The organism is Sphingobium xenophagum NBRC 107872, from assembly GCF_000367345.1.
GTDB classification, from domain to species: Bacteria; Pseudomonadota; Alphaproteobacteria; order Sphingomonadales; family Sphingomonadaceae; genus Sphingobium; species Sphingobium xenophagum.
Window position 1 is genome coordinate 79,572 of the sequence record NZ_BARE01000017.1, and the last position, 25,943, is coordinate 105,514.

Consider the following 25,943-nt stretch of genomic DNA (forward strand, 5'->3'; position numbering starts at 1 on the left):
ATGACCAATATTTTCCTTGTTATGGGCGGGGGCGCGGTGGGCGCTGCGCTGCGCTACCAGCTGGGCCGCTTCCTGGGCGCCATGGTGCCCGGCGCCGCATGGCCATGGGGCACGTTCGCCGCCAATCTGCTCGGCGGTTTCGCCATGGGCCTGCTTGCAGGCTGGCTGGCGCGTGGCAGCACGATGCCGGGTGAACCGATCCGGCTGTTGCTGGGCGTCGGCCTGCTGGGCGGTTTCACCACCTTCTCCGCCTTCAGCCTGGAAACCTTGCTGATGATTGAGCGGGGCCAGCTTCTTGTCGCCCTGACCTATGCGTTGGCATCGGTGATCGGGGCGATCGTCGCGCTGGCGCTGGGCCTGTCGCTGATGCGGAGCATCGTCGCATGAAGGGCCGTCCTCCCGGCAAGGGCGACGCGCCGCGCGGTCGCAAACCCGCACCCCCCGGCAAATCCTTCGGCAAGCCGTCCGGCGCACCCGGTCGCGCCCGTGGCGGCGCAAAGGCGGCCACTGCGCGCAAGGGGGAGGGTGGCAAGCCCGCATCGAAACCACCCTTCAAGTCCGGCCCGAAAAAGCCCGCTGCCAAACCAGCCGCTGCCAAGGCTGCGCCAGTGGTTCAGGCCGCTGCGCCCAAGCCTTCGGCCGCGAAGGGCGTCTCGCTCGACGTGCGCCAATATCGGGTTCATGCGGATGATGACGGCATCCGCCTCGACCGCTGGTTCCAGCGCCACTTGCCCGATGTCGGCTTCAACATCGTGTCGCGCTGGTCGCGCACCGGCCAGTTGCGGGTCGACGGCGCGCGCGCCGCACCGGGGGATCGCATCGCCGAAGGGCAGATGATCCGCGTCCCGCCCGCCGAAGCGAAGGCCGCCCCGTCCGAACGCCCCGCCCGGCGTGTCCCGGTCATAGACCTGACCCCGGACGAAATCGCCTATGCGCAGGAAATGGTCATCCATCGCGATGCGCAGGCTATCGTCATCAACAAGCCGCCCGGCCTCGCCACGCAGGGCGGGACCAAGACGGACGAGCATGTCGACCGCTTGCTCGACGGCCTGATCTTCAACGCCGAATCGCGGCCAAAGCTGGTCCACCGGCTGGACAAGGACACGTCGGGTGCGTTGCTGCTCGCCCGTTCCAGCCGCGCCGCCGCCCATTTCGCCAAGGCATTTTCCAGCCGCACCGCGCGCAAGGTCTATTGGGCGCTGGTCATCGGCGTGCCCTCCATCGCGGACGGCATGATCGAACTGCCGCTCGCCAAGCAACCAGGCACTGGCGGCGAAAAAATGCATGTCGACGAAGCGGAAGGCTTGCCCGCCCGCACCCGCTATCGCGTCATCGAACGTGCGGGCAATCGTGCCGCCTGGGTCGAACTGCAACCCTATACCGGCCGCACCCACCAGTTGCGCGTCCATCTCGCGGCGATCGGCCATCCCATCGTCGGCGACGGCAAATATGGCGGCAAGGACAGCTTCCTGACCGGCACGATCAGCCGCAAGATGCACCTTCATGCCCGCCGCATCCGTGTCGATCATCCCGATGGTGGCCGCGTCGACGTGATGGCGGACCTGCCTGCCCATTTCGCCTCCAGCCTTGCCGATCTCGGCTTCGACATCAGCCTGGGCGACATGCCGCTGGATGACGAGATCGACCGCAGCCCCACGCGCGAGGATGAAAAGAAATTCGCGCGCCAGCATGCCAAGCAGATACGCAAGGATCGCAAGGGCGAACGGCGCTCGCGGGGCGGAGGCGGATAGGGACAGCGTCTATGGCCAACCCGTTAGTCGTGTTCGATTGCGACGGCACGCTGGTCGATGGCCAGCATAGCATCTGCACCGCCATGGCCCGCGCGTTCGAGGAAGCCAGTCTGGCCGCGCCCGACCGGCTGGCCATCCTCTCCGCGGTCGGCCTTTCGCTGCCCCATGCCATGGCCCGGCTGCTTCCGGATGCGGATGCGGATTTCCACGCGCATCTCGCGGAACGCTACAAGCTGGCCTTTCAGGCGCTGCGACGCGAAAATGCGGTGTCCGAACCGCTCTATCCCGGCATGGCCGATCTGGTGCATGATCTGGATCGCGCAGGCTGGCTGCTGGGCGTCGCCACGGGCAAATCGGATCGGGGCCTGGCGCTCTGCCTGACCCATCATGGCCTGATCGACCGCTTCGTCACGCTCCAGACCGCCGATCGCCACCCGTCCAAGCCGCATCCCTCCATGCTGCTGACCGCCATGGCCGAAGCCGGCGCGTCCCCGGACACGACCGTCATGATCGGCGACACCAGTTTCGACATCGACATGGGGCTGGCGGCAGGCGTGCGCAGCATCGGCGTCGCCTGGGGCTATCATGCCCCTGACGAACTGATCGCGGCAGGCGCGCAGGCAGTGGCCATGGACAGCGGCGAATTGCGCGGCCATATCGGCGCGCCATGACCGACTTTCCGCCTCCACCCCCCGTTGATCCCGAAAAGATCGCCCGCCAGCGGCATTTCGCCATCGGCCTGTTCCGCCTGTCGGGTGCGTTGATCGTCATGTTCGGCTTCCTCGCCATCATGCAGCGCTTCACCTGGGTGCAGGGGGACAAGGCCAAGGCGTTCGGCGCGATCATGGTCATCGTCGGCCTGTTCCAGTTCGTCATCGTGCCCCGCCTGATGCTGGCCCTGTTCAAGCGCACGAAGCCATGAAGCGCTTTTACAAGGACATCGCCGTGATCGCGTCCGATCAGGGTTTTGCCGTCCAGCTCGATGCCCGCCCGGTCCGCACCCCCGCCCGTGCGCTGCTGGCGCTGCCTACGCCTGCCTTGGCCGATGCGGTGGCTGCCGAATGGCGCGCGCAGGGGGAGAGCGTCGATCCCGCGACGATGCCCTTTACCGGCCTCGCCAACGCTGCGATCGACCATGTTATCGCCAATCATAAGAGCTTTGCCGCCGGGATCGCCCGCTATGGCGAAAGCGACTTGCTTTGCTATCGTGCCGAAGCGCCGCAAACGCTGGTGCAGCGGCAGGCGGCGGCGTGGGACCCGCTGCTTGACTGGGCGCGCGCCCGCTATGACGTGGCCTTCGTCGTCACGCAGGGTGTCTTGCCGGTCGCGCAGCCCGCTCAGACCCTCACCCGTCTCGGCGCGGTGGTCGAAGCCTTCGATCCATTCCTACTCGCGGGGCTGTCCACGCTCGTTAATCTCAGCGGTTCGCTGATCTGCGGCCTCGCCATTGTCGATGGCGGCCATGATCTTGACGCCATCTGGCAGGCGGCGGAAATCGACGAAGCCTGGCAGGTCGAACAATGGGGCGAAGATGCGCAGGCCGCCGCGCGTAATGCACGGCGCGCGGCCGATTTTGCCGTGGCCGGAGCCTTTTGCGGGATGAGCCGCCCCTGAAAGGCTGGGAACCAGCCTGCTCCTTCGTTCATTATTCATGTTGAAAGGCGTAGCAATCGCCCGTTCGACATTATGGAATAACGACCAAGGAGACCCTAACATTGGCAAAGTCCGCCCTGATCGCTTTGATGAGCCTGTCCGCGCCGCTGGCGCTGGCTACCCCCGCAATGGCGCAGGACGCCCCCGCCGCCCCCGCCGCTGCTACCCCTGACACGGAAGCTGCCACGCAATCCGCGACCCCGGCTGCTGCGGAAATGACGCCGGAACAGATCACCGCCTTCAACAGCGCGGTCACGGCTTTCACGGCCGGGCAGGCCGCCCAGCAGGCTGGCGACAATGCCGGCGCCGTTGCGAAATATGATGCGGCGCTGCCCGCCATCCGGACCGCGGTAGAGGTTGACCCGTCCAAGATCGAGAATGTCAATTTCCTCGCCAACGCCCTCTATGCTGATGCCGCTGCCTATGGCGCCCTGGGCCAGATGGACAAGGTGATCGCCCTTTACGGCGAATCATTGCCCTATTGGCGCAAGGTCGTGGAGGCCAAGCCTGCTGACGCCGCCAGCCGCAATATCCTGGCGGGCATCTTGATCCAGATGGGCAACCAGAAGCTCGCTGCCCAGGACAAGGTCGGGTCCGCGCCGCTCTACGCCGAAGCGCTGACCCTCGCCCGCAAGTCCGCGTCCGAAAATGCGAACGACAAGGTGACGAAGAATATTCTTCTCTCGGCCCTTATCGGCTCCAGCCAGACCAGCAGCGACCCCGCGCTCAAGACCGAAGCGGTGACGCTCAGCAAGACGATGCTGGCCAATGGCACGGTCGACGCAACGAACAAGCCTGCGGCCGAAGCGCTGACCGGCGCTGCCAAGGCGGGCTGATACCCCACAGCGTGCGCCCTGAGCCTGCCCTTGGGAGGCTCAGGGCGCACGACCCTTACAAGTTGATCCGCAGGCATGCGGAGCCGGAACGGGCGTGCCCTTACGCCTCGACCCCGATCTTGTCCGCATAGAGCAGCCGCCCGCTGCCCAGCAGCCCCAGCAATTGCGGCAGCATGTGCGGCGCGACCGCGAAACAGCCTTCGCTCCGCCCGCATTTGCCCCAGGCGGCGATATGATCCTCGCCCACATAATCCGCGCCATGGACGACGATGGCGCGCGGTTCGGCATTGTTGTTCTGCGGGTCCAGCCCGATCAGCCGCATTGCCCGGCCATGCTGGCCGACATATTGCTCGCCGGTCACATACGCGCCCGAACTGCTGGCCAGCGAATTGGGTTCGTTGGAAAAACTGTGCAGCCAGCCGCTATGCGCCGGGTCCGATCCGCGGCCATGCGCTACCAGGTAGCTGCTGCTCTGCCCGCCGATCAGGTCGACGACGTGGAAGCGCAATTCCTTTGACGGAGCCGCAAAATCGGCGATCGCCACGCGGTCGCGCAGGGTGAAGGCGTCGCCATGCCGGTCGAGCGCGGCCTTGGCCTTTTCCAGCAGCGACGCATAGGGTTTGGGGGCGATCGGCTGCACGATGAGCTTGGCAGGCGATGGCGCGGCGGCGGGCAGGGGCGCTGTTACCGGCACGGCCGCCCGGCCGATGCTGTCGGATAGAAACGAAAAAGCGAGTCCGCTCATGGCGAACTTCGTGAAATTGCGGCGATCCATGGCGCGAATATAGCAAAGTCGCCGCCCCGCTCCAAGAGCGGGGCGATGCGCCTTATGGCGCGGAATGGCTCGCTTCGTCCGCAGGCTGGCTCTCTTCGCCTTCCTGCGGCAGGCGCGCGGTCATGCCGCTGGCGTCGGCATCATCCTGAATCTGCTGCTGTTCGGAAACCGACGGCGGTGGCGCGGGAGTCGCGACCGCATTGTTCGACGGCGGCGGCATCACCGCATCGGGTTCCTCGATGATGACATTCTCGACCGGCGGCTCGACCAGATTATTGGTCGCTGCCGGTTCTTCTTCCTTCTTGCCGCAGGCGGACAGGGCCAGGGCACCGGCTAGGGCGAACAGGGCAATTTTGCGCATGGGTGATCAGTCCTTCGATGCGATGGTTGGGGTGGGTGCGGGCGCGGCGGTCGGGTCGGCCCGGCTGCTCGACGCCTCGATCTTTTCGGCCAGCAACTTATCCCAGCCATAGGGATCGGCGCGGAAGCTCATCGTGCCGTTGCTGCTGGCAAAGGCGGTCCAGTAGAGCAGATAGACCGCCACTTCCTGCGGCAGGGATACGCGCTGCGTCTTGCCGCTATCGATCAGCGTCTGGATCTGGCCGTTCAGGTCCGGGTCGCTCGCCACCATCAGTTCGGCCAGCGACACCGGCTTTTCCAGCCGGACGCAGCCATGGCTGGCCAGCCGGTCATAGCTTGAAAATTTCCCGCGTGCGGGCGTGTCGTGCAGATAGACGGCAAACGGGTTGGCGAAATCGAACTTCAACCGCCCCAGCGCGCTGTTCGGGCCTGCGGGCTGCACGATCCGTTCGCCGCCTTCGGGCGTCTTGACGATCTTGTAGCCCTGCTTGGCCAGCGTCGCGCGTCCCTTGGGGAACAATTCCCGCCTGGCGATCGACATCGGCACGTTCCAGGGCGGATTGACCACGATCGAATGGATGTTCGACGACAGCATCGGCGTTGCATTTTGCGGGCTGCCGGTGACGGCGCGCATCGACGTGACCGGCTGGTCGCCCTCGAACACGGTCAGCACGGCGGCGGCGATGTTCACCTGCACCCGGTTGACCGGCAGGCGGCGCGGCATCCAGCGCCACCGCTCCATATTGGCCATGATCGCGGCGATCCGGTCGTCCACGCTGACATTGAGCGCCGCCAGCGTCCGCGTGTCGAGCAACCCTGTGGGGTTGAGGCCATAGCGCCGCTGCGCGCGTTGCAGCACGTCGGTCAGATTTTCCGTCGGCGTGACGCTCTTGTCCTCCAGCGCGATGCGCGCGCGCACCACCATGGGCGCGGATGTCGCGGTCAGCACCGGCCAGCCGCCCTTGTCGCGGATCGCCTCATAGGTCGCCAGCCCCTTGCGCAACCCTTCATAGCCCGCATAGGGCGGCGTCAGCGCATTGGCCCATTGTGCCAGCCGGTCCTCGGCCACGGCCTTCGCCAATCCTGGGCGCGGGTCATAGGGTTCGGGGCGCAGCGCCCAGATTTCCAGAAAATCGGCGGCATCGACCCGTCCGGTGGACAGCGCCTTCGCCCGGTCCAGCAGCGCGCTGACCAGCGCGTCGCCGGTCAGCGTGGCGGTCGCCTTGCGCCGCGCCGTCAACCCTTGTTCGGCTCCGCTGCGCAACCAGTCATTCGCCCATGCTTCCTGCATGGCCGACAGCGGCGGAATGGGGGCAGGCAATGGCGCGGGCGGCAATGGCTGCACCATTGCGGGGGGCAGTGTCGGCGCCACGGCCGGGGGTTGTGTTACCGGCGTCTGGGCGTAAGCGGGCAGGGGGCTGGCACTAAGGACACTGGCGCCAAACAGGGCCAGCGTCGAAAAACGGATCATATCGGGACGGTTCATGCTGGACCAGATAGCGCAAAGCGGCCACCGTTCAAATCACGATAGCGGAAAAGATCATGCTGCACGTCGTTCACCATCCTGCCTATGTCTCTCCCGCAACACCCGGCAGCCGCTTTCGTTTCGACAAATATGGGCTGGTGATGGAGGCGTTGCGCGAAGTCGCGCCCGCCATGACGCTCCACACGCCCGATGCGATGCCGCGCGTCTGGATAGAGGCGGTGCATGATCCCGCCTATGTGGAAGAAGTGCTGACCCTCACCGTCCCGCAGGCCAAGGAACGGCGGATCGGCTTTCCGGTGACCCAGCGGGTCATGCTTCGCTCCACCCTGTCGCCCGGCGGCACCTGGGCGGCGGCGCGGCTGGCGCGTATCCACGGCTTTGCCGCCAATGCCGCAGGAGGCAGCCACCACGCGCTGGCCGATAGCGGGGCGGGCTATTGCGTGTTCAATGATCTTGCCATCGCCGCCAACCGGCTGATCGCGGAAGGGGAGGCGGATCGTATCCTCATCCTCGACCTCGACGTGCATCAGGGCGACGGCACGGCTTCGCTGCTGGCGGGCCGGGCGGATATTTTCACCCTGTCGATCCATGCCGAAAAAAATTTCCCGGTGCGAAAGGCGCGTTCGACGCTGGACATCGGCTTGCCCGACGGGGTGGAGGATGCGGCCTATCTCGCCATCCTCCATGACACGCTGCCGCGCGTGCTGGATGATTTCGCGCCCGACCTCATTCTCTATCAGGCCGGGGTCGATCCCCATGGCGACGACCGGCTGGGGCGGCTGGCCCTGACCGACGCGGGGCTGGATGCGCGCGACCGCTATGTTATGCGCCAGGCCCGCGCCCGCGCCATCCCGGTCGCCAGCACCATGGGCGGCGGTTATGGGGAGGACCGCATGGCCGTCGCCCATCGCCACGCCGCCTGCATGATCCGCATGGCGCAGGAAGCGATGGTTTGAAGCTCCAACGGGTCAGATTGACGGCATCGCGGCTTAATGCACCGTCCCGACCGTGGGTTGCGCCCGGTCCATGATCTTCGCCGCGATCAGTCCGGCCACGGCCAGCGCCACAAAGTCACTGAACGCCAGATAGAGAATATAGCCCCAGGGCGCATGGTTGAACACGGATTGCCCGACATGCATCCACAAGACCCCCGCCAGCGCGAAGATCAGGGCGACCCGGACCCGCTCGGCAAAGCCGGTCGTCACGAACCGCAGCGCCAGCGCAATCAGCACGCCCACCACCAGCGACAGGATCAACCCGCCGATCAGGCTGGCGCTGTCCGTCACCGGAAAGCCGCTGCTGTTGTAGAAAATCTGCGCTATCGGCCCCTTGCCGTACAGGATCGTGCCCTCCGCCGTCGCCGGATCGGGGACAGTATAGACGCCGGTGCCGGTCGTGTTGAGCGCCTGCGCCAGCGCCGCCTGCAAATTGGCGCTCGCCTGTCCCTCCGCGCGGCTCATCGCCAGCGCGCTCAATGGCGTGCCCCAGAACAGGAAGCCTGTGATAAACATTGCAAAGCCGCCCAGCAGGCCGCCGATTACCGTCCGTATCATCATGCTCTCCACTCCCTGTCCCGCCCATAAGGCTAGGCCAGAACGCAGCGGAGGCAAAATCTATCCGGTAATTGTCAATCGGTAGGGCGCGATGCCTTTTCCGCGATGCCCGATACGCCCTCGCGCCGCTCCAGCTCGTCGCACACGGCATCCAGCGAAATGTCGCAATCGGCCAGCAGCAGCAGCAGGTGGAACAGCAGGTCCGCGCTTTCGCCGACCAGTTCGTCGCGGTTCCCCGCCATCGCGGCGATCACCGCCTCGACCGCTTCCTCGCCGACCTTCTGCGCAATCTTGCCGCGTCCCCGCGCCGTCAGCTTGGCGACATAGGATGTGGACGGGTCAGCCGACCGCCGCTGGCGTATCGTCTGTTCAAGTGTAAAGAGGGTGGCGCGCATGGCTGCGCATCAAGCGCCGCGCGCGCCACCCGTCAATGGGAAAATTATTTCCGCTTGCGGCCGCTGCGCAGCAGGCGGAAGCCGACAATGGCCACACCCATCGCAAACAGGCCCATCTGTTCGGGTTCAGGCACCGGAGTCGGAGTGCTGCCGCCTGAGCTGGACGTCGTGCCGCCGCTGCTGGTCGTGCCACCGCTGCTGGTGCCGCCGCCGCACTTGCCGAACCAGCACCATGTCGCCTGCGCCGGCGTCGCCGCACCGATCAGGCCAGCGGCCCCTGCCGCCAAAAGCATCTTGTTGAGTTTCATGAATGTCACCCTGTTTCCGTTGAACCGATATGGTCGAACGCGACCCGCCAGGGTTAATGCAGCCTTCATGCCGGATGGTGCCATCCGGCAGATTTCCGCCATTTTCAGGGTTAACGACGCTTCCGGAAATATGGTTACTGTAAAGTAAATCGACGTTTTTGCGGGGTCAGGCCGCCCGCACCGGCACGCCCGCCGCCGCCAGCGCGCGATGGGCTTCCGCGATGCTGTGCTGCCCGAAATGGAATATCGACGCCGCCAGCACCGCGCTGGCATGACCCATCGTCACGCCCTCGACCAGATGGTCCAGCGTCCCCACGCCGCCGCTGGCGATGACGGGGATCGATACCGCGTCGGCAATGGTCCGCGTCAGCGCCAGGTCATAGCCCGCTTTCGTCCCGTCGCCATCCATCGACGTCACCAGCAATTCGCCAGCGCCCAGCTGCGCCAGTCGCAGCGCATGCTCCAGTGCGTCGATCCCGGTCGGCTTGCGCCCGCCATGGGTGAAGATTTCCCAACGCCCTTCGCCGACTTTGCGCGCGTCCACTGATCCCACGATACACTGGCTGCCGAAACGATCGGCAATCTCCGCCACCAGTTCGGGCCGCGCCACCGCCGCGCTGTTCACCGCCACCTTGTCCGCGCCTGCCAGCAGCAGCGCGCGCGCATCGTCGGGCGTGCGGACCCCGCCGCCGACGGTGACGGGCATGAAGCAGACTTCGGCCGTGCGCCGCACCACGTCGAGGATAGTCCCTCGCGCCTCGTGCGTCGCGGTAATGTCCAGAAAGCACAGTTCGTCCGCGCCCGCCGCGTCATACAGCTTCGCCTGCTCGACCGGATCGCCCGCATCGCGCAGATCGACGAAGTTCACGCCCTTGACCACGCGCCCGTTGGCGACGTCCAGACAGGGGATGACGCGGGTGCGGACGGTCATGGCTGCCATCCCATTTTTCGGATTCTCAACGCTCTGAGCATGTGTTAGGCCCTTGATATGTTCCAACGCCATCAAGATTTCGCAGTTTATCAGCCTGGCGAGGCTGCGCGGCTTTTGGGCGTGCAACCGGCCAAGATCAAGCGCTGGTTAGGCGGATATGAATATCGGCGGGGTGATCGGATCGTCGAACAGGCACCGTTATGGACCTCGGAATATTCCAATCTGGATGATATCTATCTCGGATTTCGGGATTTAATCGAAATTCGCTTTGTGATCGCATTTATGCGCGCAGGGTTAGGCAAAAATTCTGTGCGTTCACTTTTGTCGAAGGCGCGGGTGCTGGTTGGTCATGATTATCCTCTTTCGACCCGGCAATTCCAAACCGATGGCAGAACACTGTTTCTGGAAATTTGGGACCATGAGCGGGATGGTGAGGTAGGCCACACTATTGATGTTCGAGATGGGCAACATGCGTTCAGATCGCTGATCAGTCCTACTTTCAAGGATTTGGATTTTGATCATGGAATTGTATCGAAATGGCATGTCGTTGGGCGGCGCAGGCGCATATCCATTGCACCAGCAGTAGCGTTTGGCCAGCCTGTTATTGATGATACGGGTATTCCTACCTTTCGTATTCTCGAGGCATATGAAGCTGAGAGAGATGAAGCGATTGTCGCTCGACAATTTGAAGTTCCGGTATCGGTGGTGCGATCCGCAATCGAATTTGAACGAGGACTTTCCCAAAAGCGTGCGGCTTCTACTTGATGAGAATTTGCCGCCGCGCGCGGCCCGTAGTCTTCAAGCTCTTTTCGAGGAGCATGAGATTGTAGCGCTGCGTCAGAAATTTGGGCGACCGGGCATTTCGGATAAGGAGTGGATAGAGGCGCTGGGCAATGAAGGCCGATGGTCAGTTTTGACAGCGGATTGACGGATTGGCCGTAATGCGATCGAAAGAGACGCATTTTTGCGTAACAATCTGGTTGGCTTTGTATTGGCGCCGTCGCTCAGGAAAAAGCCCCTTCATCAACAGATTGCTCGGCTGCTGTATATCTGGCCTGACATTGTGGGACAGTCCGAATTGGTTTCCAGAGGGCTGTTTGAAATCAGTGAACGCGGTAGACTCAAGCAAATTTGATCACGCCGCCGCCTGCGCCACGGCCAGCGCCGTTTTCAGGTCCAGCCGCCCGTCATACAGCGCCCGCCCGGTAATCACGCCCTCGATGCCGTCGTCGGCGTGCAGGCTCAATATCCTGATGTCGGCGATCCCCGCCACGCCGCCGCTCGCGATCACCGGAATGTCGGTCGCCCGCGCCAGATCGACCGTCGCCTCGACATTGCAGCCTTTCAGCATCCCGTCGCGGCCCACATCGGTAAAGAGCAGGCTGGCAACGCCCGCATCCTCGAACCGCCGGGCCAGGTCGATCACCGGCATGTCCGATTTTTCCGCCCAGCCATCGGTCGCGACGAACCCGTCGCGCGCATCGACCGCCACGACGATCCCGCCGGAAAAATCGCGCGCCGCCAGCTTGACGAAGGCCGGATCTTTCAGCGCCGCCGTGCCGATGACGATGCGCGACACGCCAAGGTCGAACCAGCGTTCCACAGCTTCCCGGTTGCGGATGCCGCCGCCCAGCTGGACATGGCCCGGAAAAGTCTCGACAATCCGCTCGACCGCCGCGGCGTTCACCGCATGGCCCGCAAAGCTCCCGTCCAGATCGACGACATGCAGATGCTGCGCCCCCGCCTGGGCAAACAGCGCCGCCTGCGCCGCCGGATCGTCGCCATAAACGGTCGCACGATCCATATCGCCCTCGGCCAGGCGCACGACCTGCCCGTTTTTCAGATCAATGGCGGGAAAGACGATTAGAGACATGGGCTCACCAGACAATATTGGGGCAGCGTGTTCCCGCGCAGGCGGGAACCCAGCTCCGACGTTTCAACTGGGTTCCCGCCTTCGCGGGAACACGGATCGGCATCATCACGGCTTCCACTCCAGAAAGCGCGACAGGAAGGAAAGGCCATAGGTCTGGCTCTTTTCCGGGTGAAACTGGCAACCGATAATCGTGTCGCGCGCGACCGCCGCGACCAGCGGGCCGCCATGGTCGGTCACGGCCGCGACATGCGCCGGATCGGTCGCCTCGAAATGATAGCTGTGCAGGAAATAGGCCTCGCCCGCTTCGATCAGGGGCGGCGCGCCGTTCAGCACGACATCGTTCCACCCCATATGCGGCACCTTGATGCTGGCGTCGTCCGGCTGCATCAGCCGCACCGTGCCGCCGATCCAGCCCAGCCCTTCATGCCGCCCGAATTCCTCGCCCGCGTCGGCCAGCAATTGCATGCCCACGCACACGCCCAGAAACGGCACGCCGCGCCGATGCACGGCCTCGCCCATCGCCTCGACCATGCCGGGGATCGCCACCAGCGCATCGCGGCACGCCCGGAACGCGCCTACGCCCGGCAACACGATCCGGTCGGCCCGCGCCACCACATCGGCGTCGGCGGTAATGACGACATCGCCCGCCCCCGCCTTGCGCAGGGCATTATAGACCGAATGCAGATTGCCCGCGCCATAATCGATCAGGGCGACCCCGCTCACAACATCCCCTTGGTCGACGGGATCGCGTCCGCCTTGCGCGGGTCGATCTCCACCGCCTGCCGCAGCGCGCGGGCCAGCCCCTTGAACGCGCTTTCGACGATATGGTGATTATTGCTGCCATACAGACATTCGATGTGCAGCGTGATGCCGGCGGCCTGCGCGAAGCTGTGGAAGAAATGCTCCACCATCTCCGCGTCCCACTCGCCGATCTTCTGCACGGTGAAGGGCAGCTTGCACACCAGCCATGGCCGCCCCGAAATGTCGAGCGCCACCCGTGTCAGCGTCTCGTCCATCGGTGAATAGACGGAGCCATAGCGCGAAATCCCGCGCTTGTCGCCCAGCGCCTTGGCCACCGCCTCGCCAATGGCGATTGCGCTGTCTTCGGTCGTGTGATGCTGGTCGACATGCAGGTCGCCCACGGTCTTGACGCTCATGTCGATCAGCGAATGGCGAGACAATTGCTCGATCATATGGTCGAGGAAGCCGATGCCCGTCGACACCGTATAAAGACCCGTGCCGTCAAGGTTGACGGTTACGTCGATCTGGGTTTCCGCCGTGTTGCGGTGAATCTCGGCCGTGCGCATGCTGGCCCTATAGCGCGTGCCGCGCGTCATGCAATCTGGACCTGCAATCTGAGGCGCGGGGGTTGACCCCCTGTTTCGCGCCGTTAGGACATTGCGCCATGAGCGATGACCTGCCCGACAGCCTGATTCCCTATGACGAAATCGTGCAGGAAGCCCTGCGCGCCGTCGTCGGCCGCGTGCTGGGAGAGGTGCAGGCCAGCGGCGGCCTGCCCGGCAGCCACCATTTCTACATCACCTTCAAGACCCAGGCCCCCGGCGTCGACATCCCCAAGCGACTGATCGAGCGCTTCCCGGACGAAATGACCATCGTCCTCCAGAATAAATATTGGGACTTGAAGGTCAGCGACCATCATTTCGAGGTCAGCCTGACCTTCAACCAGGTCGCCGCCCACCTCATCATCCCCTTCGCGGCGATCACGGCGTTCGTCGACCCCGCCGTCAACTTCGCCCTGCAATTCCAGGTCGCGGGCGACGCCCTGCCCGAACCCCATGACGAAGCCGAAAATGACGGCCCGCAAGTCGTGGCGGAAGATGGCTCCAACGTGGTGACGGTGGACTTCGGCAAGAAGAAGTAGGCGCGGGCGACGGCTAGGCCGCGCCTGTTCGCACGACCCTCCCTAACCCCTCATCACTCCGGACTTGCTCCGGAACTTTGCTTCTTTCGGGGGCCAGCAGTGGTTGTTATACTCACTGCAAAGTGATCATGGCTAGACGAGATGAGATCATCACTTTGCTAGATTGCTATACCGACGGTATTATTGTTAGTCCGACTTAATTACCCTTTGGCCGGTCCTTCGGGGTGGGGCGAGGCGTCGGGGTCGGCGTGGGGTGGCGCTCACCGTCGCGCTTCTGGACGCTCGCTTGATCGTTGTTCACGCGCGTCTGCTTTTCGGGTTCTTTTGCCATGCATATGAGTTTAGACAAACTGCATGGCCATCCGCAACGACTTTGAAGCTCTGCGATCATTTGATCAGGAAGTCCTTGATGAAATTGTGCGGGAAGCGGAGTTGTATCTCCAAGCACAATTTACGGCTGCTGGTGCTTCAGATCAGCGCGGTATGGCATGGGCTGGGTTTATGATTGCTTCTACGACGGCTGCCTTGGCGGCGGCTGCCAGCCTTGTCGTTTCAGGCGGCCATATAATCTTAGCCATTACCAGCCTCGGAGCAGCGGCGATGCTTCTGCTATCCACCTTCCTCGCGGCGAAGGCTGTGCGACCAAATAAGTTCTGCTTTCCAGGGAACCGGCCAGCAAATTGGTTACCAGAAAACTGGCACGGCAATGGGGTTGGCACGCTCGACATAAAGCAAGCTCGCCTTGAACAGGCTCATACGCTTGAAAAGCAGATTTGCGATAACGTTGAATGGGCAGAAGAAGCTGGCAAGCTTCTCCATCATTCGATGGATGTTGCGATGGCGGCGGTATTGCTCGCAGGATGTGTAGTGGTGATTGGGCTATGCTTTGGGCTGCTTTAGGCAATCGACATCGTGCAGATTGGTTCCTAATCGCTAAAAGGGGGTCTTGGATCGAGCAAAGTGGCCCAACCTCGGTCATAATTTGAGTCTGCTTCCGAGAGCAGAAAAATCGCAGTAATTGGCGCAGCCTCGCTCCCCCCAATTCCCCCTGTCCTACATCGCCACCCGGCGCTAACTCTCCATATGCGACATGGGCGAACTTAACGAATTTTCACACGGCATCCTATCCGACCAACCCGCCCCGGTCACCGCTCTACTCACAACCCCTTGGATTTCCTTCTGCTCATCCTAAATCGGCTTCAGATTTGCGAATGACTCTTAACTGAAAGGCGCTCCCAAATGCCCGCGACCCGCACCGAAAGTGACAGTATCGGCGCCATAGAGGTGCCAGCGGACGCCTATTGGGGTGCGCAGACGCAGCGGAGCATCGAGAATTTCCCGTTCGACCCGGTCGAGCGGATGCCGATCGGCATTGTCCATGCGCTGGCCATCGTGAAGCAGGCCGCGGCGCGGGTGAACCGCCATCATGGGCTGGACGCCACCCAGGCCGACGCCATCGAAGCCGCCGCCGCCGCCGTGGCGGCTGGCCATCATGACGATCAGTTCCCCCTCGTCATCTGGCAGACCGGCAGCGGCACCCAGTCCAACATGAACGTCAATGAAGTGATTGCCGGCATCGCCAATGAAGCGCTTACCGGCACGCGCGGCGGCAAGCATCCGGTTCACCCGAATGACCATGTCAATCTCGGCCAATCCTCCAACGACAGCTTCCCTACAGCGCTCCATATCGCGGCGGCTCTGGCCGTCACCAAAGCCTTGTTTCCCGCGCTAGACCGGCTCCATGCCGCGCTCGACGCGAAAGCGAAGGCATGGGATCATATCGTCAAGATCGGTCGCACCCATTTGCAGGACGCGACCCCGCTGACGCTGGGCCAGGAATTTTCCGGTTACGCGCATCAGGTCTATCGCAGTCGCAAGCGGATCGAACCCGCCGCGATGCACGGCATGATGGCGCTGGCGCAGGGCGGCACGGCGGTCGGCACCGGCCTTAATGCGCCCAAGGGGTTCGATGTCGCGGTCGCGGGGGAAATCGCCACCATCACCGGCCTGCCGTTCCGCACCGCCGATAATAAGTTCGAAGCGCTGGCGTCCAACGATCCGCTGGTTCACCTGTCCTCGACCCTCGCCACGCTGGCCGTCGCGCTGACCAAGATCGCCAACGACATCCGGCTGCTTGGTTCCGGTCCGCGCTCTGGCCTTGGCGAACTGGATCTGCCCGCCAACGAACCGGGCAGCTCGATCATGCCGGGAAAGGTCAATCCGACCCAGTGCGAAATGCTGACCATGGTGGCGGCGCAGGTCATCGGCAATCATCAGGCCGTGACCGTGGGCGGGATGCAGGGCCATCTAGAACTCAACGTGTTCAAGCCGATGATCGGCGCGGCAGTGCTGCGCTCGATCCATCTGCTGGCCGTCGGGATGGACAGTTTTGCCAAACGCTGTGTCGAGGGGCTGGAGGCCAACGAGACGCGCATCGCCGAACTGGTCGATCGCTCGCTGATGCTGGTCACCGCGCTGGCGCCCGCGATCGGCTATGACAACGCCGCCGCCATCGCCAAGCACGCGCACAAGACCGGCCAGACGCTCAAAGCCGCGGGGCTTGAACTGGGGCTGGTGGACGCGGCGACCTTCGACGCGCTGGTGCGGCCGGAAAATATGACATGATCGACATCGGCATGGCGGAACCGCGCGCCGTCCGATACATTGACCCAGTATGAAAAAGCCTCTCGCCCCCAAAGCCCCGCGCGTCTCCGTCACCGCTCCCAAAAAGACCGGCCTGCTGCGCAAGGCAGCGCGCGTCGGCGCGACCGTCGTGGCCACGCGCGTCGCGGCCGATACCGGCAAGAAGGGCGTGTTCGGCCTGCTCGCCGGGATGGGGGCCAAGCGGATCATCATGCGCTATCCGGTCGGCGCGCTGGTCGTCACCGGCGCCTATATGGCGGGCAAGCTTTATGAGGCCAAGCGAGAGGTTGACCGCAAGCGCGCGATCAAGGCCCTCCCGGACCTTAGCAAGGAACCGGTGCCGATCACTACCGCGCGCAAGGTGGCCAAGCCCTAAAGCGCGGCCTGCCACGTCCGCACGGCGTCGAGCGGAAAGGTCAGCATCAATATGTTGAGCGTCAGATTGTCGCGGATCACCGCGAGCGCCAGCAATTCGAACCCGATCGCAACCGCGACCGACAGCCAGACCGGCGCGCGCGAAGCGAACAGGAAGCCCAGCGTCATCATGCCAATGTCGCTCATCGAATTGAGGACCGAATCGCCACTATAGCCAAGCGCAATGGTCGCCGTGCGGTAGCGGTCGATGATGACCGGGGAATTCTCCAATATCTCCCACGCCGACTCCACCGCCACGGCCAGCGCCAACCGCACCCCCATCGGGCGCTTGCGCAACAGCCAGAGGGTGGCGGGATAGAATAGCAGCCCGTGAATGACATGGCTCAGGCTATACCAGTCGGTGATATGCTGGCTGTTGCCACTGTCCAGCGCCCCGTGCCACAATTCGACCCGGCCACAGGTGCAGATCGGCGGCCTGTCCATCAGCAGCAGCAGGGCGCAGCTTAGGAGGGCGATCAACCCCGCTGCGATCAACCCCCTGCGATGGACCATCCGCCTGCTGCGCATCCTGCCATTTCCCCCTCTTGCAAAAGCCCGCATCAAGCGGCACTAGCGGCCATGGCCGACAGCATCCTGATCGAAACGCCCGACTTCAAGCGGCGCGGCGTCCTCTTTGTCCTCTCCTCGCCTTCTGGCGCGGGAAAGTCCACCATTGCGCGCAAGCTGCTCGCCGCCGAACCGGATATGTCCATGTCGGTGTCGGCAACCACCCGACCGATGCGGCCGGGCGAAGTCGACGGCAAGGATTATCATTTCGTCGACCTGCCGGAATTCCGCCGGATGACCGCCGATCAGGAATTTCTGGAATGGGCCCATGTATTCGGCCAGCGCTACGGCACCCCCCGCGCGCCGGTGGAGGCCATGCTCAAAAGCGGGCAGGACGTGCTGTTCGACATTGACTGGCAGGGTGCGCAGCAATTGCATCAGATTGCCGGGGGCGACGTAGTGCGGGTATTCATCCTGCCGCCCTCGATGGAGGAACTGGAGCGCCGCCTGCGCGGCCGCGCGACGGACAGCGATGAAGTCATTGACGGTCGCATGGCCCGCGCTGCGGGCGAAATCGCGCATTGGGACGGCTATGATTATGTGCTGTGCAATGTCGATGCAGATGATTGCTTCAGCCGCGTGCAGACCATCCTCCATGCCGAACGGATGAAGCGCAGCCGCCAGACCGGCCTGATTGGCTTCATCCGCAAGCTGGGCCGTTATCACCAGGACGATTGAGGGCAATCCGCCGTCAAAAGCCTGCCGGGTCGGCCCAGTCGGGATGGACCCAGGCCATCGCCTTGAACAGGCTGCCCATCGCATCGGCACTGGTCAGCCGGGCGCGTGCGGCCTCCACTTCGGCGGCGCGCGCAGGATGTGTGCGGGCCAGTTGCTCGGCGCGGGCGTCAATGCCCAGATCGCGCAGATACGGCCCCTGATCGACCGGGCCTGACACCCGCAATCCCGCCTGCCGCGCCATGTTGCCGATGATGGTGAAGTCGACATGGGTGGTCAGGTCGACCTCGCCAGGATCGGCGAAGGGATCGGCAAATTCATGCGCCTTCACCGCTTGCAGCGTATCGCCCAGCAACGGCCCGCTATAGCCATAGTCGATGATGATCGCTGCGCCCCCTTGCTTGGCGATCCGCTGCGCCAGTGCATAGGCGATCCCCGCGCCCACGATCGGTGTTTCGATGATCGCCCCGTCCTGCGCCTGTGCCGCGATTGGTGGCAAGCCGGATTCGATACGGCGATAGCCAGGAACGGCGACAAAGCGCCCTTCTTCTTCGCGCCGGATGACGACCCGCTCGCGCCATTCCTCGCCCACGCGAATGCACTGGCGCACCGGCAGCGCATCGAAAAATTCGTTGGCGATGACCAGCAGTGGCCCGTCGTCAGGCAGGCTTTCGATACTGTCATGATGGGTGACATGGGGCAGCAGTGCGCGCTGCCGTTCGCGCAAGGTGGGGCTGGTCTCGACGAAATGAACCCGCGGCGCGAGGGCGGAGCTCTCCATCGCGCGCAGCGCGTCGGCGGCCAATGTGCCGCGTCCCGGCCCCAGCTCGGCATAAAGCGGTCCAGGCTTGCGCCCCGACCGCATCCACACATCCGCCAGGCACAGCCCCACCAGTTCGCCGAACATCTGGCTGATTTCCGGCGCGGTGGTGAAGTCGCCATCCGCGCCCAACGGGTCGCGGGTGGCGTAATAATGCTGGTTCGCCTCCGCCATGAAATGCGCGACGGAGATCGGCCCGCCCGCGGCAATCTGGCGCGAAAGCCGTTCAGCCAGGGTCAGCGGCTCAGCTGACACTCGCGTTTCCGGCGATGGACTCCACCCGCGCGCGACGCCCCTTCGACGTGACGATCAGGTAGAGGCCGCCCAAGATCATGGGCAGGCACAGCCACTGGCCCATATGCAGGCCGGTACGCGCGGCAAATTCCATCAACTGCGCGTCCGCTTCCCGCACATATTCGACGCCGAACCGGAAAATGCCATAGCCCAGCAGGAAAATGCCCACCAGTTTCCCCGGCTGATAGCGCGCGCGCGTGCGCCAGAAGGCGAAGGCCAGGATGGCGAACAGGACAAGCCCTTCCAGCGCTGCTTCGTACAACTGGCTGGGATGACGGGGATAGGGGCCGCCGGTCGGGAAGATGATGCCCCAGGGAACATCGGTTTCCTTGCCCCACAATTCGCCATTCACGAAATTGGCGAGGCGCCCGAAGAACAGCCCGAAAGGGACGCAGCAGGCGACATAGTCATGGATGCGCAGCCAGCTGAGCTTCTCCTTGCGCGCCATGTAGAGAATACCGAGTGACACACCTGCCGCGCCGCCATGGAAGGACATGCCGCCATTCCACAGCTTGAAGATGTCGAGCGGATGCGCAAGAATTTCCGGCTGGTAGAAGATCACATAGGCCAGCCGTCCGCCGATGATGATGCCTAGCGTCGCGTAGAAGATCATGTCGTCGGCATGGCGGCGACCCATGGGCGATCCCGGCTGGGCGATCAGCTTGAGCAGGTACCAGTAGCCGATCAAGATCCCCGCCAGATAGGCGAGACTGTACCATTTGAGCGTGAAGAAGCCGAGGTCGAGCGCAACCGGGCCGACGCCCAGATCGTCAAAGCGGATCGCGCCCGAAGCGGCAGCGGCAATGTCCAGGATCAATTCGGCTTCCTCTTGGCAATAGGATTGTGGCCATAGAAGGATTTTCAGCCAGATGGAATCATCTGATGGCACTCAAATCACGGAAATCCAAAAATCCCCGACAGGCCGGACAGTATGGGGGGACGTTGCTCTTTTCGCCCGATAGGCGCGCCTCATCCTTGATCCGTTCCGCATTTCGTGGAGGGCGGGGCGCGCGCCTTGCGCATTGTCGCGTATCTGCTTAAGCATGGTTCCCAAGTTCTGGCTCCGCATTGGGGCTGGCGATATGTGAAGCGAGTTACGGCATGGTGCAGCAAAGCCGCCCATCGCCGCAGAGTTCCGGCCCGACCGGCCGTTATGCGGGCAAGCGCGCCGCTTCCGGTCCGGGCGATGGGAGCAGGGCTGCGGCCATTCCTCCCCCGTCAACGCAGCGGGGCTTTGCGCCTTATGGCGCGCGCGAACGGCGATCCTATGCCGCGATCGACCTTGGCACCAACAATTGCCGCCTTTTGATCGCCAAGCCGTCGGCTGACGGTTTCATCGTCGTCGATGCTTTTTCGCGGATCGTGCGTCTGGGCGAGGGGCTGGCGTCCACTGGCCGGATCAGCGACGCGGCGATAGACCGGGCGATTGCTGCCCTGTCTGTCTGCGCGGACAAGCTGCGCCGCCGCCATGTCACGCTGGCGCGATCGGTAGCGACCGAAGCCTGTCGCCGTGCCAGCAACGGCGCGGAATTCATCCAGCGCGTCTATCGCGAAACCGGCATAGCGCTCGACATCATCAGCGCGGAGGAAGAGGCGCGACTTGCCGTGCTGGGGTGCCATGCCTTGCTGGAACCGGGCAACGGCCCGGCCCTGATCTTCGACATTGGCGGTGGATCGACCGAATTGGTGCTGGTCGATGCTCAGGGCTCGTCGGGCGCGCCGCGCATTGTTGATTGGGTAAGCGCGCCATGGGGCGTCGTATCGTTGACCGAAAGCGAGGCGTTTGAGCATGACGATGCCGATGCGCGACTGGCCGCTTATGGCAGGATGCGCGCGCGGGTCAGCGATGCATTCGCGCCGCTCGCGCGCCGCCTGCCGCAGGCTGCAGAGGACATCCGCCTGCTCGGCACGTCCGGCACGGTGACGACGCTGGCGAGCCTGCATCTCAACCTGCCGCGCTACGATCGGCAGGCGATTGACGGGCTGATCGTACCCTGCACCTCCATGCGGTCCATTTCGGAGCGGCTGTCGACCATGACGCTGGGCGAACGGCAGAAGCTGCCCTGCATCGGCACCGAACGGGCCGATCTGGTGGTGGCGGGTTGCGCGATACTGGAATCGATCCTCGACATCTGGCCTGCGCAGCGGCTGGGCGTTGCCGACCGGGGTATCAGGGAAGGCATTTTGCGCGGGCTGATGGACCGCGACGGGAGAATGATGTGAGGGGCGCCATATGAGAGGATCTGGCGCAGGCAAGGTGCGGGTCAAGAGCGCGAAGGGCCGCACCGCGCAGTCGGTGCGCTGGCTCGAACGCCATCTGAACGACCCCTATGTCCATAAGGCCAAGGCGGAAGGCTGGCGCAGCCGCGCCGCGTTCAAGCTGATCGAACTGGACGAGAAATTCCATTTCCTGAAAGGCTCGCGCGCGGTTGTCGATCTTGGTGTCGCGCCGGGCGGTTGGTCGCAGGTGGTGCGCAAGCTGGTGCCCAAGGCGGCTGTCGTGGGTATCGACCTGCTGCCGGTCGATCCGATCGGCGGTGTCACCCTGTTCGAGATGGACTTCATGGATGACAAGGCGCCGCAGCTTCTGCGCGATGCGCTGGGGGACGCGCCGGATCTGGTGATTTCCGACATGGCGGCCAACACCGTGGGCCATCCCCAGACCGACCATCTGCGTACTATGGCGCTGGTCGAGGCGGCGGCCTGGTTCGCGGTTGAAAATCTGCGCAAGGGTGGCACGTTCGTAGCCAAGGTCTTTGCAGGCGGGACCGACGGCGAACTGCTGGTGCTGCTCAAGAAGAATTTCACAACGATCAAGCATGCCAAGCCCCCCGCCAGCCGCAAGGGCAGCGTGGAATGGTATGTCGTGGCGCAAGGGTTCAAGGGGCGACCCGATGAACCGGCGCGGGACCGGACAGGCGCGCCGATCGCCGAATAGGGCCGGATGGCTGACGCATAGCGGAAAGAATCGGGGGTCACTTGGTCGCAACGGTATCGACGGTCGCTTATCTGGGTCTGGAGGCGCGGGGCGTCGAGGTACAGTGCCAGCTGGTTCCCGGCCTGCCCAATTTCATCGTCGTCGGCCTGCCGGACAAGGCGGTGGCCGAAAGCCGCGAACGGGTGCGCAATGCCATCGCCGCCATCGGCCTTTCGCTGCCGCCCAAGCGGATCACGGTCAACCTTTCCCCCGCCGACTTGCCCAAGGAAGGGTCGCACTATGACCTGCCGATCGCGCTGGCGCTGCTGGGGGCGATGGGGGTGATCGATGCCGAAACGCTGTCGGGCTATGTTGTCGTCGGCGAACTGGGTCTGGACGGCCGCACTGCGCCATCGCCCGGCGTGTTGCTGGCCGCGCTGCATGCGGGCGAACAGGATATGGGGCTGGTCTGCCCGGTAGCGCAGGGGGCCGAAGCCGCCTGGGCAGGGCAGGTAGAGGTAGTTGCTGCCCCCGATCTGCTGAGCCTGCTCAATCATTTCAAGGGCACTTCGGCATTGTCGCCGCCGCAACCGGGCGCCGTCGACGCGCCGGTTCGCACCGCTGACCTGAAACAGGTCAAAGGGCAGGAAACGGCCAAGCGAGCCATAGAGATTGCTGCGGCAGGCGGTCATAATCTGTTGATGGTCGGGCCGCCGGGCGCGGGCAAATCGCTGATGGCAAGCTGCCTGCCGGGCATATTGCCTGAACTCACACCGGGCGAAGCGCTCGAAACGTCGATGGTGGCAAGCGTCGCGGGGACGCTGGAGGGTGGGCGGATCAGCCGCGCCCGGCCGTTTCGTACCCCCCATCATAGCGCGTCGATGGCGGCATTGGTCGGCGGCGGGCTGCGCGTGCGACCGGGGGAGGTCAGCATGGCGCATCTGGGCGTATTGTTTCTCGACGAACTGCCAGAGTTTCAGCGCGCCGTGCTGGATTCGCTGCGCCAGCCGCTGGAGACGGGCGAGGTGACGGTGGCACGCGCCAATGCTCATGTGACCTTCCCGGCAAGAGTGCAATTGATTGCCGCCATGAATCCCTGCCGCTGCGGGCATCTGGGCGATCCGGCGCTCGCTTGTTCGCGCGCGCCGCGTTGTGCGGCGGATTATCAGGCCAAGGTTTCCGGGCCGCTGCTCGACCGGATCGACCTGCATGTCGAGTTGCAGGCGGTGACCGCTGCCGATCTGGTGCTGCCACCGCCGGCGGAAGGTTCCGTTGAGGTCGCCGCGCGCGTCGCCGCTGCCCGCGCGGTCCAGACCGTGCGCTATGGCGACGGCAAGGTGCGTACCAACGCCGAAGTCGATGGCGAGGCGCTGGAGCAGGTCGCGGGGCCGGACGAGGCAGGCCGGCAGTTGCTGGCGCAGGCCGCCGCCGCGATGAAGTTGTCGGCCCGCGGCTATACCCGCGTATTGCGGGTCGCGCGGACGATTGCCGATCTGGCCGGGGCGGAAAAGGTCGGGCGCGTCCATATCGCCGAAGCGCTCAGCTATCGCCGGCGCGCGCCGGTGAACTGACGCAGCGATGCTCGCCGCGCTCAAAGCCTGGGCCGGGCGGCTGAAGCGGGAAGTGTTGGCATTGTGGATTGCCGCGCGCAGTCCCGATACGCCATTGCCCGCAAGGCTGATCGCCTTGCTGGTCGCCGCCTATGCGCTCAGCCCGATCGACCTGATCCCGGACTTCATTCCGGTCCTGGGGTTGCTGGACGATCTGCTGATCGTGCCGCTCGGTATCGCGCTGGCGGTCCGTTGCATCCCGGCCGCGCTGATGGCGCGCTATCGGATCGAGGCGACGGCGCGCGCCGACCGGCCATCGAGCCGCGCGGGCATGTTCATTGTGCTGTTTCTGTGGGGCGTGGGGCTGGGCGCCTGTGTGCTTTGGCTGGCCGGCTGACGGATCAGGGGATTGGCTGGACGCTCATCAGCGTGAAAAGGCCGATGGCGACACCGCCAATCGCGAAGCCGACCAGAAAGCGGCGAATATCCGGCCAATAATCGGGCGTGTCCATGGTGTCGTCTCCCCATGTCGATGACGGGGGAGGGGTATCGCTGCGATGCGGCTGCTACCAGTGACAAATATGGTTAGGGGAGGGGCCGATCAGGCCGCGCCGTCGCCAGCGATCAGCTTGAGTTCCGTGACCGGGCTATGGTCCTCATGCGCGAAATGTCCTTCGATCCGGCTGCCCGGCTCGATCGTTATCCGTTCATAGCGCACGTCGCCTGTGATCCGGGCCGTGCTCTCAACCACCAGTTCCTGCGCGGCAATCGATCCGTCGACAAGACCCGCCAGGCGCGCGCTTTGTGCGGTGACATGGCCGACGATGCGGCTGTCTGGACCCTGCACCAGCGCGGCACAGCTGATGTCGCCTTCAACCGTGCCGTCGACATGCAGGTCGACCGACGCGGTCAGATTGCCGCTGATGGTCACATCACTGCCGATCAGCGAAAAGGGGGTGTTTTTAGCCCCGGTTGCCGACATCGGCGAAACGCGCTTTTGCGATTTGCTGGACTTGGAGAACATCTTGGCGGGCCTCCAGAAAACGGCGCGGGTTGATGGCCTGGCCATTCAGCCGGACCTCGAAATGCAGGTGGGTGCCGGTCGAACGGCCAGTCGATCCCATGCGGCCGATCGTGTCGCCGCGTGAAACCGACTCGCCCACGCGACCGACGAAGCCGGAAAGATGAGCATAACGGGTCATCAGACCATTGCCATGTTCGACCTCTACGACATTGCCATAGCCCTGACGCTGGCCCACGAAGCTGACCTTGCCGCCAGCGGCAGCGTGAATGGGTTGACCATAGCGGCCGGGAAAGTCGATTCCGGCATGGAAAGCCGCGTGGCCGTTAAACGGATCGCGGCGATAGCCATAGGAACTGGTCTGCATCGGTGCCGTGGTGGGCTTGCCCGACGGGATGGTGAGCAGGCTGCGCTCCAGCAATTCCATGCGGTTGAGCGCGCTGGCCAGCTCTTCCAGCTCGCCGGTCATCGCACCCTTGTCGCCCTTCCACGGCACGAAGGGGCCACCCTGCGCGCGGGCGGTGTTGCGGGTCAGGCTGTCGGGGTTCAGGCCAAAGCTGCGGATCGCGGCGGCGGCTTTGTCTGCGCGCCGCTCGACCGCGCTGGTCAGCATCATCGCGAACTGACGCTGCCGCTGGGCCAATCGGACGAGAGGCGCGGCTTCGGGGGCCATGCTGATCTTGGCCGTCAGCTTGCCCTTCTCGCCGCTCTTGGCCGGGCCGACCAGATCGGCGCCCGCGGCATTGCCGTCCTCCGCACCGAAATGCGTCTTGTAGAGTTCATCCATGAAATCCTGGCGCGCTTCCAAGTCCTGCGCCAGATCCTCGACCGATTTGCGATAGTCCGCGACCTTGTCCGCCGTGCTGGCGACGGCCTTGCCCTGCTCGGCGAGCCGTGCGCGCTCCTGCGCCACAGCGGCTTTGCCAGCGAGCATCGAGATGGTTGCGCCGCCCCAGCCGATCAACGCGGTGGAGGCGATGGCAATAGCGGCAAGCTGCGCCCGGCGCGAGATTCGCAGGAACTTCACCTGCCCCCCGGAGCGGAGAAAAATCTCCCGCTCAGGGCAAAGCGCGTTCAACCGCGCGCGGAGAGCGGCGGCTCCCGTTTTGCTGTTCTGCGACAATTGCGACCCCGCACTCTTATTCGAGTCGGGCCGATAGCAAAGCATTGCGAACTAGGCGAATCCGTCGTTGCGGAGTCGTGACGAGTCGAAGCCTCAGCGCGGTGAAATGATTGGGA

The 25,943-nt window shown here is 64.1% G+C and carries 34 protein-coding genes; 19 read left to right on the forward strand and 15 right to left on the reverse strand.

Annotated elements, in window-relative coordinates:
* The 6 genes from crcB to SX1_RS10040 all read left to right on the forward strand — a co-directional run bounded on the left by crcB (position 1) and on the right by SX1_RS10040 (position 4,240).
* Entirely contained in the window at positions 1–387 is a 387-nt protein-coding gene (gene crcB / locus SX1_RS10015; protein WP_019052902.1) for a fluoride efflux transporter CrcB, read from the forward strand.
* Positions 384–1,751, forward strand: coding sequence for an RluA family pseudouridine synthase (locus tag SX1_RS10020; protein ID WP_019052903.1), 1,368 nt, complete (start codon positions 384–386; stop codon positions 1,749–1,751). The genes crcB and SX1_RS10020 overlap by 4 nt, the downstream gene beginning before the upstream one ends.
* Positions 1,752–1,762: 11 nt before the next feature.
* Entirely contained in the window at positions 1,763–2,422 is a 660-nt protein-coding gene (locus SX1_RS10025; protein WP_026149649.1) for an HAD-IA family hydrolase, read from the forward strand.
* Complete coding sequence (locus SX1_RS10030; RefSeq protein ID WP_017183993.1) at positions 2,419–2,673, forward strand: hypothetical protein; 255 nt, start codon at positions 2,419–2,421, stop codon at positions 2,671–2,673. Before SX1_RS10025 ends, SX1_RS10030 begins: the two co-directional genes overlap by 4 nt.
* Positions 2,670–3,365: an ATP12 family chaperone protein gene (locus tag SX1_RS10035; RefSeq protein ID WP_019052905.1), complete on the forward strand. Its 696-nt coding sequence runs from the start codon at positions 2,670–2,672 to the stop codon at positions 3,363–3,365. Before SX1_RS10030 ends, SX1_RS10035 begins: the two co-directional genes overlap by 4 nt.
* 101 nt (positions 3,366–3,466) lie before the next feature.
* The gene (locus tag SX1_RS10040; protein WP_017183995.1) at positions 3,467–4,240 is read left to right on the forward strand and encodes a hypothetical protein; all 774 of its coding nucleotides are present in this window, start codon (positions 3,467–3,469) and stop codon (positions 4,238–4,240) included.
* Positions 4,241–4,340: 100 nt separating this feature from the next.
* On the opposite strand, the gene SX1_RS10045 is transcribed toward SX1_RS10040, so the two are convergent.
* The 3 genes from SX1_RS10045 to SX1_RS10055 are packed head-to-tail and all read right to left on the reverse strand — an operon-like array spanning position 4,341 to position 6,846.
* The gene (locus tag SX1_RS10045; protein ID WP_019052906.1) at positions 4,341–5,015 is read right to left on the reverse strand and encodes a murein L,D-transpeptidase catalytic domain family protein; all 675 of its coding nucleotides are present in this window, start codon (positions 5,013–5,015) and stop codon (positions 4,341–4,343) included.
* A gap of 52 nt (positions 5,016–5,067) precedes the next feature.
* On the reverse strand, positions 5,068–5,376 hold the full coding sequence (locus tag SX1_RS10050; RefSeq protein WP_019052907.1) for a hypothetical protein: 309 nt from the start codon (positions 5,374–5,376) through the stop codon (positions 5,068–5,070).
* Positions 5,377–5,382: 6 nt separating this feature from the next.
* Complete coding sequence (locus SX1_RS10055; protein ID WP_026149650.1) at positions 5,383–6,846, reverse strand: L,D-transpeptidase family protein; 1,464 nt, start codon at positions 6,844–6,846, stop codon at positions 5,383–5,385.
* A 71-nt stretch (positions 6,847–6,917) separates the two neighbouring features.
* Here SX1_RS10055 and SX1_RS10060 point away from each other — a divergent pair, with 71 nt between their 5' ends.
* Positions 6,918–7,817: a histone deacetylase family protein gene (locus SX1_RS10060; protein WP_019052909.1), complete on the forward strand. Its 900-nt coding sequence runs from the start codon at positions 6,918–6,920 to the stop codon at positions 7,815–7,817.
* A gap of 33 nt (positions 7,818–7,850) precedes the next feature.
* Here SX1_RS10060 and SX1_RS10065 read toward each other — a convergent pair whose 3' ends face one another.
* The 4 genes from SX1_RS10065 to hisF all read right to left on the reverse strand — a co-directional run bounded on the left by SX1_RS10065 (position 7,851) and on the right by hisF (position 10,048).
* The gene (locus tag SX1_RS10065) at positions 7,851–8,417 is read right to left on the reverse strand and encodes a hypothetical protein (protein ID WP_017184000.1); all 567 of its coding nucleotides are present in this window, start codon (positions 8,415–8,417) and stop codon (positions 7,851–7,853) included.
* 71 nt (positions 8,418–8,488) lie between these two features.
* Positions 8,489–8,809: a phosphoribosyl-ATP diphosphatase gene (locus tag SX1_RS10070; RefSeq protein ID WP_017184001.1), complete on the reverse strand. Its 321-nt coding sequence runs from the start codon at positions 8,807–8,809 to the stop codon at positions 8,489–8,491.
* Positions 8,810–8,853: 44 nt separating this feature from the next.
* A complete protein-coding gene (locus tag SX1_RS10075; protein ID WP_017184002.1) occupies positions 8,854–9,117 on the reverse strand; it encodes a PEP-CTERM sorting domain-containing protein in 264 nt (87 codons plus the stop codon).
* 166 nt (positions 9,118–9,283) lie between these two features.
* Entirely contained in the window at positions 9,284–10,048 is a 765-nt protein-coding gene (hisF, locus tag SX1_RS10080; protein WP_026149651.1) for an imidazole glycerol phosphate synthase subunit HisF, read from the reverse strand.
* A gap of 57 nt (positions 10,049–10,105) precedes the next feature.
* On the opposite strand from hisF, the gene SX1_RS23790 reads away from it, so the two are divergent.
* The 3 genes from SX1_RS23790 to SX1_RS24665 are packed head-to-tail and all read left to right on the forward strand — an operon-like array spanning position 10,106 to position 11,183.
* Positions 10,106–10,813, forward strand: coding sequence for a DUF433 domain-containing protein (locus SX1_RS23790; protein ID WP_081609952.1), 708 nt, complete (start codon positions 10,106–10,108; stop codon positions 10,811–10,813).
* Complete coding sequence (locus tag SX1_RS25050; protein ID WP_370670734.1) at positions 10,710–10,976, forward strand: PIN-like domain-containing protein; 267 nt, start codon at positions 10,710–10,712, stop codon at positions 10,974–10,976. The genes SX1_RS23790 and SX1_RS25050 overlap by 104 nt, the downstream gene beginning before the upstream one ends.
* Before the next feature lie 36 nt (positions 10,977–11,012).
* Entirely contained in the window at positions 11,013–11,183 is a 171-nt protein-coding gene (locus tag SX1_RS24665) for a hypothetical protein (RefSeq protein ID WP_217996411.1), read from the forward strand.
* On the opposite strand, the gene hisA is transcribed toward SX1_RS24665, so the two are convergent.
* The 3 genes from hisA to hisB form a co-directional block, all read right to left on the reverse strand.
* Positions 11,184–11,921, reverse strand: coding sequence for a 1-(5-phosphoribosyl)-5-[(5-phosphoribosylamino)methylideneamino]imidazole-4-carboxamide isomerase (gene hisA / locus SX1_RS10095; protein WP_019052914.1), 738 nt, complete (start codon positions 11,919–11,921; stop codon positions 11,184–11,186). It abuts the gene before it with no gap.
* 105 nt (positions 11,922–12,026) lie between these two features.
* The gene (hisH, locus tag SX1_RS10100; protein ID WP_019052915.1) at positions 12,027–12,644 is read right to left on the reverse strand and encodes an imidazole glycerol phosphate synthase subunit HisH; all 618 of its coding nucleotides are present in this window, start codon (positions 12,642–12,644) and stop codon (positions 12,027–12,029) included.
* Positions 12,641–13,228 carry an imidazoleglycerol-phosphate dehydratase HisB gene (gene hisB, locus SX1_RS10105; RefSeq protein WP_026002551.1) on the reverse strand — a complete coding sequence of 196 codons (588 nt, stop codon included), beginning with the start codon at positions 13,226–13,228 and terminating at the stop codon, positions 12,641–12,643. The genes hisH and hisB overlap by 4 nt, the downstream gene beginning before the upstream one ends.
* Before the next feature lie 98 nt (positions 13,229–13,326).
* Between hisB and SX1_RS10110 the strand changes: the two genes are divergently transcribed.
* From SX1_RS10110 to SX1_RS10125, 4 genes are all read left to right on the forward strand, one after another.
* Positions 13,327–13,803 carry an SspB family protein gene (locus SX1_RS10110; protein ID WP_019052917.1) on the forward strand — a complete coding sequence of 159 codons (477 nt, stop codon included), beginning with the start codon at positions 13,327–13,329 and terminating at the stop codon, positions 13,801–13,803.
* A 354-nt stretch (positions 13,804–14,157) separates the two neighbouring features.
* Positions 14,158–14,703 (forward strand): hypothetical protein, encoded by a 546-nt coding sequence (locus SX1_RS24225; RefSeq protein WP_157410175.1) that lies wholly within the window; start codon positions 14,158–14,160, stop codon positions 14,701–14,703.
* A gap of 339 nt (positions 14,704–15,042) precedes the next feature.
* On the forward strand, positions 15,043–16,428 hold the full coding sequence (fumC, locus tag SX1_RS10120; protein ID WP_019052919.1) for a class II fumarate hydratase: 1,386 nt from the start codon (positions 15,043–15,045) through the stop codon (positions 16,426–16,428).
* A gap of 49 nt (positions 16,429–16,477) precedes the next feature.
* Complete coding sequence (locus tag SX1_RS10125) at positions 16,478–16,822, forward strand: hypothetical protein (protein ID WP_019052920.1); 345 nt, start codon at positions 16,478–16,480, stop codon at positions 16,820–16,822.
* Here SX1_RS10125 and SX1_RS10130 read toward each other — a convergent pair.
* Positions 16,819–17,388: a DUF2585 domain-containing protein gene (locus SX1_RS10130; RefSeq protein WP_043145546.1), complete on the reverse strand. Its 570-nt coding sequence runs from the start codon at positions 17,386–17,388 to the stop codon at positions 16,819–16,821. The genes SX1_RS10125 and SX1_RS10130 overlap by 4 nt on opposite strands.
* 51 nt (positions 17,389–17,439) lie before the next feature.
* Between SX1_RS10130 and gmk the strand changes: the two genes are divergently transcribed.
* Positions 17,440–18,105 carry a guanylate kinase gene (gmk, locus tag SX1_RS10135; protein WP_019052922.1) on the forward strand — a complete coding sequence of 222 codons (666 nt, stop codon included), beginning with the start codon at positions 17,440–17,442 and terminating at the stop codon, positions 18,103–18,105.
* Between the two features lie 13 nt (positions 18,106–18,118).
* Here the strand turns inward: gmk and SX1_RS10140 are convergent, their stop codons facing one another.
* The gene (locus SX1_RS10140; RefSeq protein ID WP_019052923.1) at positions 18,119–19,177 is read right to left on the reverse strand and encodes a class I SAM-dependent methyltransferase; all 1,059 of its coding nucleotides are present in this window, start codon (positions 19,175–19,177) and stop codon (positions 18,119–18,121) included.
* Positions 19,167–20,033 carry a prolipoprotein diacylglyceryl transferase gene (gene lgt / locus SX1_RS10145; protein ID WP_026149652.1) on the reverse strand — a complete coding sequence of 289 codons (867 nt, stop codon included), beginning with the start codon at positions 20,031–20,033 and terminating at the stop codon, positions 19,167–19,169. The genes SX1_RS10140 and lgt overlap by 11 nt, the downstream gene beginning before the upstream one ends.
* A gap of 284 nt (positions 20,034–20,317) precedes the next feature.
* Between lgt and SX1_RS10150 the strand changes: the two genes are divergently transcribed.
* From SX1_RS10150 to SX1_RS10165, 4 genes are read left to right on the forward strand one after another with little or no spacing between them, the layout of a single operon-like run.
* A complete protein-coding gene (locus SX1_RS10150; protein ID WP_017184019.1) occupies positions 20,318–21,439 on the forward strand; it encodes a Ppx/GppA phosphatase family protein in 1,122 nt (373 codons plus the stop codon).
* Positions 21,440–21,449: 10 nt separating this feature from the next.
* Entirely contained in the window at positions 21,450–22,154 is a 705-nt protein-coding gene (locus SX1_RS10155; protein ID WP_019052925.1) for an RlmE family RNA methyltransferase, read from the forward strand.
* A gap of 41 nt (positions 22,155–22,195) precedes the next feature.
* Entirely contained in the window at positions 22,196–23,704 is a 1,509-nt protein-coding gene (locus tag SX1_RS10160; protein WP_019052926.1) for a YifB family Mg chelatase-like AAA ATPase, read from the forward strand.
* Between the two features lie 7 nt (positions 23,705–23,711).
* Positions 23,712–24,080, forward strand: a complete 369-nt coding sequence (locus tag SX1_RS10165) for a YkvA family protein (protein ID WP_019052927.1) — start codon at positions 23,712–23,714, stop codon at positions 24,078–24,080.
* Between the two features lie 204 nt (positions 24,081–24,284).
* Here SX1_RS10165 and SX1_RS10175 read toward each other — a convergent pair whose 3' ends face one another.
* Together SX1_RS10175 and SX1_RS10180 are read right to left on the reverse strand one after the other, a co-directional pair.
* Positions 24,285–24,665, reverse strand: a complete 381-nt coding sequence (locus tag SX1_RS10175; RefSeq protein ID WP_017184024.1) for a bactofilin family protein — start codon at positions 24,663–24,665, stop codon at positions 24,285–24,287.
* Entirely contained in the window at positions 24,646–25,731 is a 1,086-nt protein-coding gene (locus SX1_RS10180) for a M23 family metallopeptidase (protein ID WP_019052929.1), read from the reverse strand. Before SX1_RS10180 ends, SX1_RS10175 begins: the two co-directional genes overlap by 20 nt.
* Positions 25,732–25,943 lie beyond the last annotated feature (212 nt).

Excerpts from the sequence above, each read along its gene's own strand:
- crcB (WP_019052902.1), top strand. The coding sequence starts at position 1 with ATGACCAATATTTTCCTTGTTATGGGCGGGGGCGCGGTGGGCGCTGCG.
- SX1_RS10020 (WP_019052903.1), top strand. The coding sequence starts at position 384 with ATGAAGGGCCGTCCTCCCGGCAAGGGCGACGCGCCGCGCGGTCGCAAA.
- SX1_RS10025 (WP_026149649.1), top strand. The coding sequence starts at position 1,763 with ATGGCCAACCCGTTAGTCGTGTTCGATTGCGACGGCACGCTGGTCGAT.
- SX1_RS10030 (WP_017183993.1), top strand. The coding sequence starts at position 2,419 with ATGACCGACTTTCCGCCTCCACCCCCCGTTGATCCCGAAAAGATCGCC.
- SX1_RS10035 (WP_019052905.1), top strand. The coding sequence starts at position 2,670 with ATGAAGCGCTTTTACAAGGACATCGCCGTGATCGCGTCCGATCAGGGT.
- SX1_RS10045 (WP_019052906.1), bottom strand. The coding sequence starts at position 5,015 with ATGGATCGCCGCAATTTCACGAAGTTCGCCATGAGCGGACTCGCTTTT.
- SX1_RS10050 (WP_019052907.1), bottom strand. The coding sequence starts at position 5,376 with ATGCGCAAAATTGCCCTGTTCGCCCTAGCCGGTGCCCTGGCCCTGTCC.
- SX1_RS10055 (WP_026149650.1), bottom strand. The coding sequence starts at position 6,846 with ATGATCCGTTTTTCGACGCTGGCCCTGTTTGGCGCCAGTGTCCTTAGT.
- SX1_RS10060 (WP_019052909.1), top strand. The coding sequence starts at position 6,918 with ATGCTGCACGTCGTTCACCATCCTGCCTATGTCTCTCCCGCAACACCC.
- SX1_RS10065 (WP_017184000.1), bottom strand. The coding sequence starts at position 8,417 with ATGATGATACGGACGGTAATCGGCGGCCTGCTGGGCGGCTTTGCAATG.
- SX1_RS10070 (WP_017184001.1), bottom strand. The coding sequence starts at position 8,809 with ATGCGCGCCACCCTCTTTACACTTGAACAGACGATACGCCAGCGGCGG.
- SX1_RS10075 (WP_017184002.1), bottom strand. The coding sequence starts at position 9,117 with ATGAAACTCAACAAGATGCTTTTGGCGGCAGGGGCCGCTGGCCTGATC.
- hisF (WP_026149651.1), bottom strand. The coding sequence starts at position 10,048 with ATGACCGTCCGCACCCGCGTCATCCCCTGTCTGGACGTCGCCAACGGG.
- SX1_RS23790 (WP_081609952.1), top strand. The coding sequence starts at position 10,106 with ATGTTCCAACGCCATCAAGATTTCGCAGTTTATCAGCCTGGCGAGGCT.
- SX1_RS25050 (WP_370670734.1), top strand. The coding sequence starts at position 10,710 with ATGAAGCGATTGTCGCTCGACAATTTGAAGTTCCGGTATCGGTGGTGC.
- hisA (WP_019052914.1), bottom strand. The coding sequence starts at position 11,921 with ATGTCTCTAATCGTCTTTCCCGCCATTGATCTGAAAAACGGGCAGGTC.
- hisB (WP_026002551.1), bottom strand. The coding sequence starts at position 13,228 with ATGCGCACGGCCGAGATTCACCGCAACACGGCGGAAACCCAGATCGAC.
- SX1_RS10110 (WP_019052917.1), top strand. The coding sequence starts at position 13,327 with ATGAGCGATGACCTGCCCGACAGCCTGATTCCCTATGACGAAATCGTG.
- SX1_RS24225 (WP_157410175.1), top strand. The coding sequence starts at position 14,158 with ATGGCCATCCGCAACGACTTTGAAGCTCTGCGATCATTTGATCAGGAA.
- fumC (WP_019052919.1), top strand. The coding sequence starts at position 15,043 with ATGCCCGCGACCCGCACCGAAAGTGACAGTATCGGCGCCATAGAGGTG.
- SX1_RS10125 (WP_019052920.1), top strand. The coding sequence starts at position 16,478 with ATGAAAAAGCCTCTCGCCCCCAAAGCCCCGCGCGTCTCCGTCACCGCT.
- SX1_RS10130 (WP_043145546.1), bottom strand. The coding sequence starts at position 17,388 with ATGCGCAGCAGGCGGATGGTCCATCGCAGGGGGTTGATCGCAGCGGGG.
- gmk (WP_019052922.1), top strand. The coding sequence starts at position 17,440 with ATGGCCGACAGCATCCTGATCGAAACGCCCGACTTCAAGCGGCGCGGC.
- SX1_RS10150 (WP_017184019.1), top strand. The coding sequence starts at position 20,318 with ATGGTGCAGCAAAGCCGCCCATCGCCGCAGAGTTCCGGCCCGACCGGC.
- SX1_RS10155 (WP_019052925.1), top strand. The coding sequence starts at position 21,450 with ATGAGAGGATCTGGCGCAGGCAAGGTGCGGGTCAAGAGCGCGAAGGGC.
- SX1_RS10165 (WP_019052927.1), top strand. The coding sequence starts at position 23,712 with ATGCTCGCCGCGCTCAAAGCCTGGGCCGGGCGGCTGAAGCGGGAAGTG.
- SX1_RS10175 (WP_017184024.1), bottom strand. The coding sequence starts at position 24,665 with ATGTCGGCAACCGGGGCTAAAAACACCCCCTTTTCGCTGATCGGCAGT.